The organism is Suttonella ornithocola (assembly GCF_001889065.1).
Lineage (GTDB): Bacteria > Pseudomonadota > Gammaproteobacteria > Cardiobacteriales > Cardiobacteriaceae > Suttonella_A > Suttonella_A ornithocola.
Genome location: NZ_LWHB01000008.1, coordinates 1 through 14500 on the forward strand (window position 1 = coordinate 1; position 14500 = coordinate 14500).

Sequence of the window (14500 nt, forward strand, 5' to 3'; positions counted from 1 at the left end):
CGGCTCTAGCTTGTTCTAGAGCCGCTCGTTATCCAACTGTACAAGCGACAGCAAATCAACCCATGATAAACACCATGAGTAATAGTCATCAATTTACTCCTGGTTTAAAAGCAAATTGGACATTATATGATTTTGGTAAAATTAGTGCCGATATTAAACGCGGAGAAGTAGAAGAGCAATATTATGGCTATAAGCTCAATGAAAAATCAGATGAATGGGCTTATAAATTAGCTGGCTACTATCTAGAAGCACTCTATGCAAAAATGCAATTAGAAGCTGCAAAAGATAATTTAGCGCTACATAACCATATTGTTTCTCAATTAAAAATTATCAATCAATACGATCCTGGTCGTCGCTCTGAGCTTACACAAGCAGAAGCACGATTGGTTAAAGTCCAAGAATCCATTGTTAGTTATGAAAGAACTTTAGGATTAAGCTTAAGAAAAATTGCTCGCTATGTTCAACCTGCTGTTGGCGCCGCTGAATTAACTGATCCTTTTACAAAACTTTCTGCTCAAGATTTACTTGAACAATATCCTCTCACAGATGAACGTTTGACTAAAAACAGCAGCTATCTTGCGCAAGAAAAAGAATTACAACGGAATCAAGCTAACTTAGAAATTGCTAAACGTGCACGCTATCCTAGTATTGATGTACAAGCGCAAGCCGATAGAAAGGACGCCGCTGTTTATCTCACCATGTCGATAGATGTTTTTGATCGTAAAAAAGCCCCTGCTATTACAGAACAACAATATCGAATTTCCGCAGCAAAAGCGCAGATGGATCAGCTAGTTGATAACTTAAAACAACAAGCTGAACTTGCAATTATTGATATGCAAAAAAATCGTGCACAAATTGATATTGCCGATAGACAAATTGCCGCTTTACAACAAGTTGTCGTTGATTACGAAGATCAATTTAAAATTGCCACGCGAACTTTATTAAATGTTGTAGATGCTTATGGAGAACTTGCAGGTGCCAAAATGAGTAAGGTCTCTGCACAATATCAACTAATGCTCGCTAAATTAGAATATTTATCTGCCGTAGGTGGACTTTCTCGCTGGGCACAAATGCCAGAGCTTTATCGTTCTAATACACAAAAATCTCCTACAGCCACTTTTTATCCTCCTGAACCTTTGATTTTAACATCATACGATGTAAGTAAAGAAACTGAAACTAAACAAAATTTTGTTAGTGTCGATCAAAATGGCGATCTAATTATTATCCAACAACCGTCTGCTGCCTCAGCAGTAAAAAAACAATAACGCAAGGGAAAGCATATGCAAGCACTGCTGGATCACTTAAGTTTACTGACTAGAATATATGGAACTCCTGTTTCTGCAATCACCTTGGCAAGTCTAACACCGCGCGATGCGCACGGAGATTTTGACTATAAAGTTCTTTCTGAAGAATTAACACATCAAGGCTTTGATAATAAACTTCAAAAAACCCCTCTTAAAAGAATTCACAATCTCACTCTGCCTGCTGTCATTCTCTTGAAAAATGAGCAAGCGGCTATTTTAAAGCAAATCAATCTAAATGCTCAAACAGCACTTATCGAAGTTAATGAGGTCGGTCCGAGAGAAATTTCTTTATCTGATTTGGAAGAGCAATATCTAGGCTATATTTGGCATGTGAAACCAAAAGCTCAGGCAGATACGCGCTCTGAACTACCTGAATATCACTTACCTAAAGGTTGGTTCTGGAAAGTCATTTGGCGTTTCCGTCGTTATTACTATCAAGTGATTATTACCACTTTTGTCATTAACTTTTTAGCACTTGTTAGTTCGTTATATGTAATGAATGTTTATAATCGAGTAATTCCAAATAAAGCTTATGACACACTATGGGCATTAAGTATTGGAGTTGTTTTAGCCATTATTTTTGAATTTATTGCTAAACTTATTCGTGGACACTTAACAGATATTGCAGGAAAAAAAGCTGATTTAATTATTTCTTCTGCTCTATTTAGACGTGTCTTACAGCTAAAAATGAAAGATAAACCTATCTCATCAGGTTCTTATGCAAATAATTTACGTGATTTTGAATCTGTTCGGGATTTTATGACCTCAGCCAGTCTATTATCTTTCGTTGATTTACCTTTCTTTTTCCTTTTCATCTTTGTGATGTTTACCATTGCAGGACCTTTGGCTTTTATTCCGTTATCTATTATGCCTTTGGTCGTCATTGTCGGATTGTTTGCACAAATTCCTTTGGCAAAATCTATCAATGAATCTATGCGTGAATCCTCTCAACGTCAAGGCTTAGCTGTTGAAGCCATTGAGGGGGTCGAAACCTTAAAAGCCAATAATGCTTTTAGTTGGGCGCAGAAAAAATGGGACCATTACACAGCAAAAACTGCTGCTTCTAGTATTAAAACCAAAGATTACAGCATGCTCGTCACTAGCTTTGCAACAGGAATGCAACAGCTTAATACGGTTGCATTAGTCTTAGTGGGAACTTATCTCATTCATGCACAAGTGCCTGAAAATAGAATTAGTATGGGAGCATTGATTGCTTGTGTGATTCTCTCTGGTCGCGCACTTGCCCCTATTGCCCAAATTGCAGGATTAGCGGTTCGTTTTCAACAAGCTAGAGTTGCTTTAAAAGGCGTTAATGGAATTGCAGAGCGTCCTATTGAGCGTCACCCAGATCGTCAATATATTATTCTTGACCATGTTCAAGGACGATATACCATAGAAAATTGTGATTTTGCTTATGGAAAAGATAGCCGAAAAGTTATTGATAATCTATCACTTAATATTAAAAGTGGCGAAAAAGTGGCTATTCTTGGTCGTATTGGTAGCGGTAAGTCAACCTTATTAAAACTCATGTCAGGCTTATATGAACAAGAAAAAGGTATGATTGCGCTTGATGATGTTGATATTCGCCAAATTGATCCTTATTTTCTTCGTCATAATGTCGCGCTACTCGGACAAGCGCCTAGATTATTCTTAGGCAGTTTGCGCGATAATATGGATATGGCACGTGCCGATGGCTTTTTTAGCGATGAAGTTTTAATTAATGCCCTAAGAAGATTCGGATTAGAGCGCATTGTGCAGAATCATCCCATGGGATTAGATATGCCAATCGGGGAAGACGGCGCAGGCTTATCTGGCGGACAACGTCAAATCGTTGCGCTTGCACGTATGACTTTAAAATCCCCTTCTGTTGTTTTATTAGATGAACCAACGAATGGATTAGATCAAAATACAGAGCAACAAGTTTTATCTGCCTTAAAAGATTGGATTGGTGATAAAACGATGATAGTTGTTACACACCGTCCTCAAATTTTAGCCTTAATTGATCGAATTATTGTGATGGAACAAGGAAAAATTGTCATGGACGGACCGAAAAAAGCCGTTTTAGAACGACTAAGTGGACAGCCTAGTTCTCAGTCACATAAACCAACAGTTGCTTTACGACCTACACGTCCAACGCCCTCTGAAAATTTATAAAGGTTGATATCATGGCAAGAAAAGAACAACTTAGTAAAAGGGACTTAAAATTAGTCAACGACCTTAATGCCGCTATGCAGGAAGAAAAGCATCGGGGAATGTGGTGGGGAGTCATTTTATTATTTACTTTAAGCCTTAGTTTTTTAATCTGGGCTTATAACAGTACATTAGAAGAAGTGACCGTAGGACAAGGTTCAATTATTCCTAGTTCACGCCAACAAGTCATACAGAGCTTAGATGGCGGGATATTAAAAACACTAAATGTTAAAGAAGGTGAAGAAGTCAAAAAAGGACAAGTTTTAGCAACCATCGATGATACAAGAAGCTCAGCAATTCTTGGTGAAAGTCGTGCCAAAATGATTAACTTAGAAGCGATGCTAGCACGCTATAAAGCGGAAGCATACGGAACACCGTTAGAATTTCCAGAAGGTGTTACACCAGAACTTCGTAAACGTGAAGTAACTGCTTATAACGCCAAAAAGAAAGCACTAGATGAAAGTCTCAGCGGATTAAGACAATCTAAACGTATTTTGGACGAGCAAATTCGTCGGACATCAGCAATGGTTAAACGAGGTGTTTCTTCAGAAATTGAACTTTTACGTATGCAACAACAATCTTCTGAACTTGCTTTAAAAATAGCTGAAACTGAAAACCATTATAAGACAGAGGCCAATGATAATCTGGTGCGTACCGCAGCAGAGCTAGCACAAGCTAAGGAAAATGTTGCAAGAAATGCAGACCCTGTAGCACGTTCTATCATTCGTGCCCCCGTAAATGGTATTGTCAATAATATTAAAATCAATACCGTTGGTGGTGTAATTAACGCTGGTGAACCCATCATGGAAATCGTTCCTATTGGTGATAAGCTATTAGTTCAAGCCTATATTCGTCCACAAGATGTCGCTTTTATTCGTCCGGGACAAGAAGCTGTAGTAAAAATCAGCGCCTATGATTATTCTATTTATGGCGGACTAGAAGGAAAAGTGATTTTAATTTCTCCTGATACGCTTTCAGACGAACGTCGCCATAGTCAGCTAAATCTTGATGCTAATCAATCATACTATCGTGTTTTGGTAGAAACGCATGGTAATCAACTCACCGATAAAAATGGAAAAGAATTACCAATTATTCCGGGAATGGTTGCAACAGTAGATATTAAAACAGGTACGAAAAGTGTATTTACTTACCTTGTCAAGCCAATTACTCGAATGAAGCAAGCTTTGCGTGAGCGCTAGTAATAATCTAGGTTATTTATCATTTTGATATAAAAAAATATCATATCTCAAATAAGCTATTCATCCTTTATAATACGAAATAGTAGAGTAACTACTAATTTTTGCCAACAAGGAGCTTACATATGGCACAAACACTTTTCAATGCTACAGGAATTACCGCAGACAATACCACTGCTCTTAAAGATGCAGGTTCAGCCATTTCAGGAGTCAAATGGGTAAATGTCATGCAAGATAAAATTGTTGTGACCCACGAAGATAATTTTGATGATTCGGCTTTTGTTTCTGCAATTAAAAATGCAGATGATAACGTCAGTCTTAATAAAGCTTAAAAAATGTAAAATTAAAAAGCCGACATTAGTCGGCTTTTTAATTGATTAAAATATTTTTAAATATCAAAATCATCTGCAGCTTTTTCTGCTTCTTCTTTGGTAATACCATAACGCTCTTGAAGTTTACCAACGAGAACGTCTTTTTTACCGTCGATAACATCTAAATCATCATCAGTGAGTTCTCCCCACTTTTGTTTCACATGACCTTTAAATTGTGTCCATTTACCTTGGATTTCATCCCAATTCATATATTTTCTCCTTTTAAAACTGTATTGTATAATCGATTTCTCGATATTGATGATTATAACCAATCAAATTTTAAAAGTATTTGCCAACTAATTAAAAACAAATTACCTTCAATTTATTTTTTATTTTATTGCTATTAGAAAATCTTGTATTAAAACTTAATTGACATTGATAATAAAAATCTCAGCACGAGAACCTAATCGTAATGGAATACCCCAGAAACCATATCCACTGGTAACAAAGAAATGACGATCATTGATATTTTTATAACCATAGTCTAATAAATAAACAAGTTTGGTAATAAAATTTGCAGGGAAAATTTGTCCTTTATGCGTATGCCCTGATACTTGAATATCAATCGGTAGATGAGATGCCTCTTCTATTTCTGTTGGTCGATGATCCATAACTAAAATGGGTAATTGTGTATTTTTTGGTATCAATTTTTCCAAAGGCGGTCGATGCTCCGCATGATCATCATCTCTGCCAATCACAATAAACTTTTTAGAGACTTCAACACTCTCATTTCTAAGTAATTTAATTCCTGATAAGCGAATAGCATCTGCATTTTCTTTAGCATTGCCATAAAACTCATGATTACCTAGGGTCGCATAAACACCATGAGTTGCTTTCAACTTACCAAGATGCGTAAACATATTTTTAGCCAGATAAGGTGCAGCGGTATCATTGATAATATCACCCGGTAATAAAATAATATCTGGTTTTTCTCTTTCAGCCAGTGCTGCTAATTTATCCAGTGCCTTTATGCCAACTTGTTTGCCTAAATGTAAATCACTGGCAACCATGACTTTAAAAGGGCTAACTGGCTTATCTATATGAATGTTAAAATATCGCACAACGGGTGAATACGCATTAAACCATCCCCATAAAACTAATCCAAGAAATCCAACTGGTAATAAGATTCGTAAAGTTACTTCTGCTTTATGTCCAAGTATCAACCATAAAATAGCTATCACTAAAGCGACTATTGTCCAAATCCACAATAATGCTAAGATACTTGCAAATACCGCTATACTGCCATGATAAATACGCATCATTGCAATCACTAATAGTCCATTAGCTAATATAAATAATGTAAGAGTTTGCCATTTAAAGCTATTTAGCCCAAGTACCCAACGCAAACTATAAGTAACCCCCCATAAAAGTATTTGATAAAATAAAACAACTAATAAGATAAATATCCATCTTGGCATTACTTTTCCTCTTTTTGCCTTTGTCTCTCAGTTATAGCCAACTTCCCAAAAAATACATACAACGTTAACTCAATATCTACCTTGAAAACAGCATCCTATCTTCAAGTACTGTATGTATTTTTTAGAGTCCTGCTATATAGATCCCGTATCTTTCTGTTCTTCACAAAAAGATTCATTTTTTTGAGCCGCTTCTGTTGCTTTTTCAATACTCGCGGCAACTTGTACAATTTGAGCTGCTGCTACCATTTTTTCCACTTCTACTCTAGCACGCTCTGCTAACATTTCTTCTTGAATAGCGCGCTCCATCAATTCTGTTTCTGTTGGCGCAGATTCCCACGCATGGTCGTGTTCAACCATTAACGCATTAGCAATACGGTCATTTCTTAACACTGCTGCAAACGATTCTGACATTGCACGTGTTTTAGAAATATATTGCTCACCTGGTTGTTGTCCTTGTTCCAAATGTGGATCTTCTTTCCACGCTTGATAGAGCTCTAATAACATTTTTTCATCATGCTCTTTAAAGATTCTGGCTTGACGATGCGCTGTATGAGGATGTTGCCCTAGTTCAATTAAAGTTTTTTCGCCTAACTCTAAAGCAGATAAAAACATTTCTCGCTGAAAGTGGTCAACTTTTAATTCCATGAGTTTATATGCATTTAAACGGTCACTGGCACGAGCAATAATCTTCAAATGCGGAAAATATTTACGCACCATTTCTATCATCAACGTACTTTGCTCAGGATCACGCAATCCAATCACTAGTAATTTTGCGTTTTGTGCCCCCGCCGCTTGTAACAAATCTGGACGAGTTGCATCGCCATAATAAACTTTTTGTCCAAACCGCTTCAGTGTAGCAATAACATTTGGATTATTGTCTAACACCGTACATTCATAGCCATTTGCGCGCAATAAACGCCCAATGATTTGATTAAATCGCCCGTAACCCGCAATAATAACAGGATTACTTTCATGAATATCATCCATTTCTTCATTGCTACGACGCATATTGTATTTAGCAACTTTTTTCGCCAGCAAATCATAAAGAATCATCAATAAAGGCGTAATGAGCATAGAAAGCGTGACGACCAACGTTAGCAGCGTTGCCGTTGCGCGTGGCAAAATATAGTTATTTTCTGCAAATGAAAATAATACAAAGGCAAACTCTCCGCCTTGCGCCATTACACAAGCAAATAATAAAGCTTGCATGTTTTTATGTTGAAACATTTTTGCCAGCGAAAACAGCACAATAAACTTTACAACTATCAATAAGACAACCAATATGGCTACGCGCGTAGGGTTATCAATGAGCAATTTAAAATCAATACTGGAACCAACAGACATAAAAAATAGTCCGAGCAATAATCCTTTAAAAGGCTCAATAGAAAGTTCTATTTCATGTCGATACTCCGAATCCGCTAACATAACTCCTGCTAAGAACGTCCCTAATGCGGCAGATAAACCTACCGATTCCATCATCAAAGCAACACCCACAACAATAAAAAGCGCTACTGCCGTAAAAATATCGCGAATACCTGTTGCTGCAATCAAGCGGAAAAGACGTTCAGAAAGAAATCGCCCAACTACAACAATAATCGCCACTGCTCCCAAAATAGCTGAGAACCGTACATACCCCGGTTGATGTAATAACCATTCTCCAATAGGACTACCTTCTCCGTGTCCCGTAGCATCTATGCTAAAAAATGCTAATAACGGCAAAATTGCTAAAATTGGGATAACAGAGATATCTTGGAACAGTAAAACTGAAAAAGCCGAACGTCCGGCCTTTGTTCCCAAAAGCCCTTTTTCGCTTAAAGTCTGAATAATAATGGCGGTAGAAGAAAGCGCTAAAATCATCCCAATGGCTAAAGCAGGTCGCCAACGCTGATCAAACAAAATTGCAATTCCTGCTATTGCAATAGTTGTCAGCAGTATTTGCAAGCCGCCCATTCCTAAAATAGGTACACGGAGCTTCCATAGAAATGACGGTTTTAATTCTAGCCCGATTAAGAACAGCATCATTACTACGCCAAACTCCGAAACGTGTTGCAAAGAACTTTGCTCACTGCTGCCTAAAAAACCTAAGACAAAAGGACCAATAATCACGCCTGCGACTAAATAGCCTAATACTGAGCCTAAGCGCAAAAACTTCGCCAATGGAACTACCATAATGGCTGCCAATAAAAAAATAGTAATTTTAAGGAGCAAATCAGTCATCGCTATCCTCCTCGTTAGCACTCCCCACGAACAAAACGCTATTAACATTAACTGCTCGCTTCCATGCCCCATAATGCTTTTTAACTGACGGCAAAGTATCTAAATAAAAACGATAATTTCTCGCGTATAAATCAAGTTTTTCCTCATCAATCCGTCGGCTATCATGAATAACAAAAGGCGGTAAATACTTCATACCACATAAATTCGCCATGCTTTCTAAGGGCATTAAATAATCGCGCACCGCAAAGCGAAAACCTTGTCCACGTTGGAAAATATAATCTCTCCCTCCTGTTGAGGTAATCACGCCAAAATACTTTCCTTTAAGCGCTTTTCCGCCCTCACCAAAAGCATAGCCATACTCTAAAACAATATCTTGCCAATTTTTCAAAATTCCCGGCGTTGAAAACCAAAAAAAAGGAAACTGCATCAGCACCACATCATGCTTATCTAATAAAGCTTGCTCTTTTTTAGCAAAAATAAAATCATCAGGATATTCCGCATATAAATCATGAAAAGTGACATGTTCGGCACTTTTGGCAAGCGGGATTAAGCGTGCGTGAACACGCGATAAATGTAAGGCAGGATGTGCAAATAACAGTAAAATCCTCATAATTCCTCCTCAGGCGTTCGTGCAATCACTGACAACGCATGAACTTCTGTGCCTAATAAACTTTCTACCGCCGCAAAAACCGCTCTGTGTCGAGCTAAACGAGATAATCCCTCAAAACTTGAGGAAATAATTTTGACAGAAAAATGCCCCGCGCCTCCCGCAGAAGCATGACCAATATGCTGAGCGGAATCATCCTGAATCTCTAAATACGTTGGTTGAAACGCTTCTTGTAAACGATATTCTATCTCTCTTGCACGGACATTCAGTGTCATGACAAATCCTTACGTAAATACTTTCTTAATACCCAAAACTGTGTCGCCATAAACAAAAACGTTAGTACCATCAATCCCCAAAACTTAAATGAAACATACACATCATTGGAGAATTTAAGCGCAACGATAATATTTAATCCCCCTTCTAATAAAAAGAAGATGACCCATGCAATATTCAAGCGCACCCATAACCTTTCGGGCATATCAAAGGCAGCGTGTAACATTTTCTTCGTTAAATTTTCTTTTCCGACAAATTGAGACCCTAGAAAGACAGCCGCAATAGCAACATTTAAAACCGTCGGTTTCAGCTTAATAAATAACTCATCATGCACAATCAGCGTTATGCCTCCAAAAATCCAGACAACCGCTAAAGTAAGCCAATGTCTTTTCTCAATGATTTTTCCTGATAAACGCATCCATAAAATTTGTAATAAAGTAACCACCATAATCACGGCAGTTGCCACAAACATGGCTTGCTCAGGATACCCCATCCATTTCGTGATGACATAGGCTCCTACAAATGCCAAGACAGGCAAAAAATCCTGCATTAAAAACTCCTTTTATATTAGATAATTATTAAAATACACCAGCAAACACAGCGGCATATACTTTCTGCGCACCTGCCTTTTTTAAAGCTTTTGCTGCTTCATATAAAGTTGCTCCCGTTGTCGCAACATCATCCTATCAGCAAAAGACGAGCTGGTGGCTTTTGATTGACAACAAAAGCTCCTTGAATATTCTGTTTTCTGGATTTTCTAGGTAATGTAGATTGTGGAAAACGCTCTAGCTTTGTTAATAAATAGCGATTAACAGGATAATATCGCACTTTTTTTAAAGAACGCGTTAAAAAATGCGTTTGATTAAATCCTCTATGCGCCAATCGCTTTGAAGATATTGGCATAGGCACAATCTCATCCACCGACGGCAATGCCAATGTCGCTATCGACCGCCCCATCCAATCTAACGCCACCCTATCATTAGCATACTTCCCTTGCAAAATAATTTTTCTAGAAAAATCATCAAACGTCATTGAAACATAAAGACCATCTAAAAAAGGCTTTTCTTGCAAACATCGTCCACACATGGCGTTTTCTTCCTGCAAAACCTGTAAACAGCAGCGACAATGTATCGGTGCAACTGTTAAGTTTGCATCACACTGCGCACATAAAGTCGTTGAAGTCGCTTGATGGCAGATAAAACAGCTTAAAGGCAACCATTGCCGTAAATAAGTAGAAAAGCAGAACTTCTTTATAAACATCTTATTATTTTAACGCGACAACCTCCTTGAAGATAATGCTTTTCGAGATACTAAGAAGCACCATTTTTAGAATAAAAACCCTTATCTATTTCTATTAAGAGAGAGATAAATTCATCTAAAAAGTCTAATAACTTCATAGAATATTTAATTTTTTTATGGAATTTTTTTTTGATTTTTCTATTGTGTAAAAATTTTTAAAGCGTAAACTATGAATTAACTGTCATCTTTATGACTATGATAAACGTTATAAAAAGAACATTTAATCCAATATGGAGTGTTATGTGTAGCTTACGAACTTATTGGCAACAACTCTCATTACTACAAGAAATAGTGATTATTCTTGTGGTAAAACTCTTTGCAATTTGCCTAATTTGGTGGTTCTTTTTTGCGCATCATAAAGTAGAAGTTACTTCAGAGAGCGCGCTCTCTGCGCCTGCTATGCATGCCGATTTTCATAAGGAGTCTGAATAATGGATGTTATTGAGCTTTCGCGCCTACAATTCGCAATTACCGCATTATATCACTTCCTATTTGTCCCCCTCACCTTAGGACTGTGTTGGATATTGGTTATTATGGAAGCTTGCTATCTAATGACTAATAAAGTTATTTATCGAGACATGGTTCAATTTTGGGGAAAACTCTTCGGTATTAACTTTGCGCTTGGCGTTACCACTGGTATCACGATGGAATTCCAATTTGGAACCAACTGGGCATATTATTCTCACTACGTCGGTGATATTTTTGGCGCACCACTAGCCATTGAAGGCTTAATGGCTTTTTTCCTCGAGGCAACTCTCATTGGGTTATTCTTCCTTGGTTGGAATCGCCTCTCTAAACGCCAACATTTTTTTGTTACCATTTTCCTTGCGCTTGCCACAAATCTCTCTGGTTTATGGATATTGATTGCAAATGGTTGGATGCAGCATCCCGTTGGCGCAACCTTCAATTTTGAAACCATGCGGATGGAACTGTCTAATTTTTCAGCCGTCTTTTTTAATCCAGAAGCACAAAACAAATTTGTTCATACCGTGAGTGCAGGTTATGTTTGTGGCTCGGTCTTTGTTCTTGCCATTTCTTCTTGGTATCTGCTACGCAAACGTGATATCGATTTCGCCAAAAAATCCTTTCGAATTGCAGCTGCTTTTGGATTAGCCTCTATTTGCTCAGTAATTGTCCTTGGCGATGAATCTGGCTATTCCATTTCTAAAGCACAGCAAACCAAAATGGCAGCCATAGAGGCTATGTGGGAGACTGAACCGCCTCCTGCTTCTTTTAACCTTATCGCTTGGCCAAATGAAAAAGAAATGAAAAATGAATGGGCAATCGAAATTCCGTGGGTAATGGGCATTATTGGTACACGCTCCCTAGACACCCCCATTCCCGGCATTAGAGAAATCATTGCAGAAAATGAAGAACGCATTCGCAATGGTCTAAAAGCGATGCAAGCCCTAGAAATCCTACAAAAAGATAAACATAATACCGAAGCGTTAAAAGTCTTTAGAGAATATGAGGAAGATTTAGGGTTTGGATTCCTATTTAAATCTCGAACAGGTAATGACATTACTAATGCAACCGAAGAAGAAATCAAAACCGTCGCACGTCACTCTGTTCCTAAAGTCGCTCCCATATTTTGGAGCTTCCGCTTCATGGTCGGTTGCGGTTTCCTTATGCTCGCATTATTTATTGCTAGTTTCTGGTTTTCAGTTAAAGGTACTTTTCATCATCAAAAATGGTTATTGCGTGCAGCATTGTTTAGCCTTCCTTTACCATGGATTGCCATTGAATGCGGCTGGTTTGTTGCTGAATATGGTCGCCAACCTTGGACAGTTTATGGCATGTTACCGACCAATATGTCGGCCTCTAGTCTATCAACTGCAACCTTATATGGTTCATTAGCCGGCTTTATTACCTTCTATACTATTTTGCTCGTCATCGAAATGTTTTTGATGATTCGCTATGCCAAACTTGGACCTTCTAGCTTAGGAACAGGACGTTATGCCTTAGAAAAAATGAAAGGAGATAGCCATGGAATTGCTTGATTATGGAACACTGCGATTTATTTGGTGGCTCATAATGGTTTTTCTGCTTGTCGGATTTGCCATTATGGATGGTCATGATATGGGCATTGGTAGCTTGCTGCCATTTTTAGGAAAAACCGATGAAGAACGTAGAGTCATCATCAATACCGTTAGTGCGCACTGGGAAGGAAACCAAGTATGGTTTATTACCGCTGGTGGTGCTTTATTTGCAGCCATTCCTATGGTTTATGCCACAGCATTTTCAGGGTTTTATTGGGCGATGATGGCAGTCTTATGGGCACTTTTCTTCCGCCCTGTTGCCTTTAAATATCGTAGCTTAATGCCAGAGCATAAATGGCGCTTTGCCTGGGATTGGGGACTATTTATTGGGTCTTTTTTCCCACCTATCTTATTTGGCGTGGCCATTGGAAACGTACTATTAGGAGTGCCTTTTTACTTAGACGGCGATTTACGCTCTTATTACACCGGTTCATTTTGGGCATTGCTAAACCCTTTTGCTTTGCTATGTGGCTTACTATCTATCACCATGATTATTTTTCATGGTGCCGTATATTTAAGCCATCGGACCATTGGAGAAATCCACAATCGCTGCTTACCGGTGATTAAAATTAGTGGACTGCTAACAGGCATCTTATTTGCGCTCGCCGGTATTTGGATTGCATTTGGTATAAAAGGCTATTTAATTACTAGCGCCATTGATACTGCTGGTGCCAGTAATCCTCTCAATAAAACCGTCATAACAGAAACAGGGGCATGGTTAGCAAACTATCGTCATTATCCTTTGATTATTACCTTACCGATATTGGCTTACTTAGGTATTATTGGCGCTTGGATTTTTACCAATAAAGGTAAAACATTTATTGCCTTTCTTTGCTCGTCTGCCACTGTTCTAGCAATTATCTCAACTGCAGGCGCAAGTATGTTCCCATTCTTGCTTCCTTCATCTACTTTACCTAACACCTCCTTAACCATTTGGGACAGCACTTCTGGACAACATAGTCTATTGGTGATGCTAATTGCTTCTGTTATTCTCATGCCGATAGTCTTAATTTATACCGCATGGGCGTTCCGTATCATGCGTGGTAAAGTGACTAAAGAATATATTAGAGAAAACGAACACAGCGCCTACTAAAAGGAGAAAAATCATGTGGTATTTTGCTTGGATATTAGGATTAGGATTTGCGGTTTGCCTTTCAATCCTAAATGCGATGTGGGGCGACTTTGAGCATGACCGAGATCAAAACGTTGAATAACCAAAATCTTTTTTACTAATAAAAAATAAGAGCCGCAACTCGCGGCTCTTATCAATTGGAGAAAAAATTACGCAACATTAATAACCTTAGTTACAGCTGCCACTAAATCTTCCTCATTAAAAGGCTTGCAAAGAAATCCACATGCACCATACTTAATTGCTTGATAGTATAGTAAAATCACTTATAATCCAATCTATCCAAAGCAGATATAAAGAACAACTTGTAGTAGAATTATCAAAAACAAACTGAGCATATCCTATGACCTACTGCAGCCAATTCCGACAGAAAATTCTTAACGATATTGCTAATGGAGAAACTTGGCGCGCTGTTGCAAAGCGCTACAAGATCAGCAAATTCACCGTCTATAGCTGK

At 38.1% G+C, this 14500-nt stretch carries 15 protein-coding genes; 8 read left to right on the forward strand and 7 right to left on the reverse strand.

The window, feature by feature from the left end; all coding sequences use genetic code 11:
* The 4 genes from A5N85_RS00650 to A5N85_RS00665 form a co-directional block, all read left to right on the forward strand.
* Positions 1–1265: TolC family protein (locus A5N85_RS00650; RefSeq protein ID WP_072575490.1), on the forward strand; the 1265-nt coding region annotated here is incomplete at its 5' end.
* A 15-nt stretch (positions 1266–1280) separates the two neighbouring features.
* Positions 1281–3458, forward strand: a complete 2178-nt coding sequence (locus A5N85_RS00655) for a type I secretion system permease/ATPase (RefSeq protein WP_072575491.1) — start codon at positions 1281–1283, stop codon at positions 3456–3458.
* Between the two features lie 11 nt (positions 3459–3469).
* Positions 3470–4693, forward strand: a complete 1224-nt coding sequence (locus A5N85_RS00660) for an HlyD family type I secretion periplasmic adaptor subunit (RefSeq protein WP_072575492.1) — start codon at positions 3470–3472, stop codon at positions 4691–4693.
* Between the two features lie 122 nt (positions 4694–4815).
* A complete protein-coding gene (locus tag A5N85_RS00665) occupies positions 4816–5022 on the forward strand; it encodes a hypothetical protein (protein ID WP_072575493.1) in 207 nt (68 codons plus the stop codon).
* A 56-nt stretch (positions 5023–5078) separates the two neighbouring features.
* Here the strand turns inward: A5N85_RS00665 and A5N85_RS00670 are convergent, their stop codons facing one another.
* The 7 genes from A5N85_RS00670 to A5N85_RS00700 all read right to left on the reverse strand — a co-directional run bounded on the left by A5N85_RS00670 (position 5079) and on the right by A5N85_RS00700 (position 10836).
* The gene (locus tag A5N85_RS00670; protein ID WP_072575494.1) at positions 5079–5270 is read right to left on the reverse strand and encodes a CsbD family protein; all 192 of its coding nucleotides are present in this window, start codon (positions 5268–5270) and stop codon (positions 5079–5081) included.
* Positions 5271–5426: 156 nt separating this feature from the next.
* The gene (locus A5N85_RS00675) at positions 5427–6479 is read right to left on the reverse strand and encodes a metallophosphoesterase (protein WP_072575495.1); all 1053 of its coding nucleotides are present in this window, start codon (positions 6477–6479) and stop codon (positions 5427–5429) included.
* 132 nt (positions 6480–6611) lie between these two features.
* Positions 6612–8696, reverse strand: a complete 2085-nt coding sequence (locus A5N85_RS00680; RefSeq protein WP_072575496.1) for a monovalent cation:proton antiporter-2 (CPA2) family protein — start codon at positions 8694–8696, stop codon at positions 6612–6614.
* Positions 8689–9306 (reverse strand): NAD(P)H-dependent oxidoreductase, encoded by a 618-nt coding sequence (locus A5N85_RS00685; protein WP_072575497.1) that lies wholly within the window; start codon positions 9304–9306, stop codon positions 8689–8691. Before A5N85_RS00685 ends, A5N85_RS00680 begins: the two co-directional genes overlap by 8 nt.
* Positions 9303–9578 carry a BolA family protein gene (locus A5N85_RS00690; RefSeq protein WP_072575498.1) on the reverse strand — a complete coding sequence of 92 codons (276 nt, stop codon included), beginning with the start codon at positions 9576–9578 and terminating at the stop codon, positions 9303–9305. The genes A5N85_RS00685 and A5N85_RS00690 overlap by 4 nt, the downstream gene beginning before the upstream one ends.
* The gene (locus A5N85_RS00695) at positions 9575–10126 is read right to left on the reverse strand and encodes an inner membrane-spanning protein YciB (RefSeq protein ID WP_072575499.1); all 552 of its coding nucleotides are present in this window, start codon (positions 10124–10126) and stop codon (positions 9575–9577) included. The genes A5N85_RS00690 and A5N85_RS00695 overlap by 4 nt, the downstream gene beginning before the upstream one ends.
* A 128-nt stretch (positions 10127–10254) precedes the next feature.
* The gene (locus A5N85_RS00700; protein ID WP_143143134.1) at positions 10255–10836 is read right to left on the reverse strand and encodes a ComF family protein; all 582 of its coding nucleotides are present in this window, start codon (positions 10834–10836) and stop codon (positions 10255–10257) included.
* A 279-nt stretch (positions 10837–11115) separates the two neighbouring features.
* Here A5N85_RS00700 and cydP point away from each other — a divergent pair, with 279 nt between their 5' ends.
* From cydP to cydX, 4 genes are read left to right on the forward strand one after another with little or no spacing between them, the layout of a single operon-like run.
* Positions 11116–11307, forward strand: coding sequence for a cytochrome oxidase putative small subunit CydP (gene cydP / locus A5N85_RS00705; protein ID WP_072575501.1), 192 nt, complete (start codon positions 11116–11118; stop codon positions 11305–11307).
* Complete coding sequence (locus tag A5N85_RS00710) at positions 11307–12875, forward strand: cytochrome ubiquinol oxidase subunit I (protein ID WP_072575502.1); 1569 nt, start codon at positions 11307–11309, stop codon at positions 12873–12875. The genes cydP and A5N85_RS00710 overlap by 1 nt, the downstream gene beginning before the upstream one ends.
* Positions 12862–14007 (forward strand): cytochrome d ubiquinol oxidase subunit II, encoded by a 1146-nt coding sequence (gene cydB, locus A5N85_RS00715; protein WP_072575503.1) that lies wholly within the window; start codon positions 12862–12864, stop codon positions 14005–14007. The genes A5N85_RS00710 and cydB overlap by 14 nt, the downstream gene beginning before the upstream one ends.
* Before the next feature lie 13 nt (positions 14008–14020).
* Positions 14021–14128 carry a cytochrome bd-I oxidase subunit CydX gene (gene cydX / locus A5N85_RS00720; RefSeq protein ID WP_072575504.1) on the forward strand — a complete coding sequence of 36 codons (108 nt, stop codon included), beginning with the start codon at positions 14021–14023 and terminating at the stop codon, positions 14126–14128.
* Positions 14129–14500 lie beyond the last annotated feature (372 nt).

Bases quoted from the DNA above. Each gene is read 5' to 3' on its own strand.
- A5N85_RS00660 (WP_072575492.1), top strand. From the start codon at position 3,470: ATGGCAAGAAAAGAACAACTTAGTAAAAGGGACTTAAAATTAGTCAAC.
- A5N85_RS00700 (WP_143143134.1), bottom strand. From the start codon at position 10,836: ATGTTTATAAAGAAGTTCTGCTTTTCTACTTATTTACGGCAATGGTTG.
- A5N85_RS00685 (WP_072575497.1), bottom strand. From the start codon at position 9,306: ATGAGGATTTTACTGTTATTTGCACATCCTGCCTTACATTTATCGCGT.
- cydP (WP_072575501.1), top strand. From the start codon at position 11,116: ATGTGTAGCTTACGAACTTATTGGCAACAACTCTCATTACTACAAGAA.
- A5N85_RS00675 (WP_072575495.1), bottom strand. From the start codon at position 6,479: ATGCCAAGATGGATATTTATCTTATTAGTTGTTTTATTTTATCAAATA.
- A5N85_RS00670 (WP_072575494.1), bottom strand. From the start codon at position 5,270: ATGAATTGGGATGAAATCCAAGGTAAATGGACACAATTTAAAGGTCAT.
- A5N85_RS00665 (WP_072575493.1), top strand. From the start codon at position 4,816: ATGGCACAAACACTTTTCAATGCTACAGGAATTACCGCAGACAATACC.
- A5N85_RS00655 (WP_072575491.1), top strand. From the start codon at position 1,281: ATGCAAGCACTGCTGGATCACTTAAGTTTACTGACTAGAATATATGGA.
- A5N85_RS00695 (WP_072575499.1), bottom strand. From the start codon at position 10,126: ATGCAGGATTTTTTGCCTGTCTTGGCATTTGTAGGAGCCTATGTCATC.
- cydX (WP_072575504.1), top strand. From the start codon at position 14,021: ATGTGGTATTTTGCTTGGATATTAGGATTAGGATTTGCGGTTTGCCTT.
- A5N85_RS00690 (WP_072575498.1), bottom strand. From the start codon at position 9,578: ATGACACTGAATGTCCGTGCAAGAGAGATAGAATATCGTTTACAAGAA.
- A5N85_RS00710 (WP_072575502.1), top strand. From the start codon at position 11,307: ATGGATGTTATTGAGCTTTCGCGCCTACAATTCGCAATTACCGCATTA.
- A5N85_RS00680 (WP_072575496.1), bottom strand. From the start codon at position 8,696: ATGACTGATTTGCTCCTTAAAATTACTATTTTTTTATTGGCAGCCATT.
- cydB (WP_072575503.1), top strand. From the start codon at position 12,862: ATGGAATTGCTTGATTATGGAACACTGCGATTTATTTGGTGGCTCATA.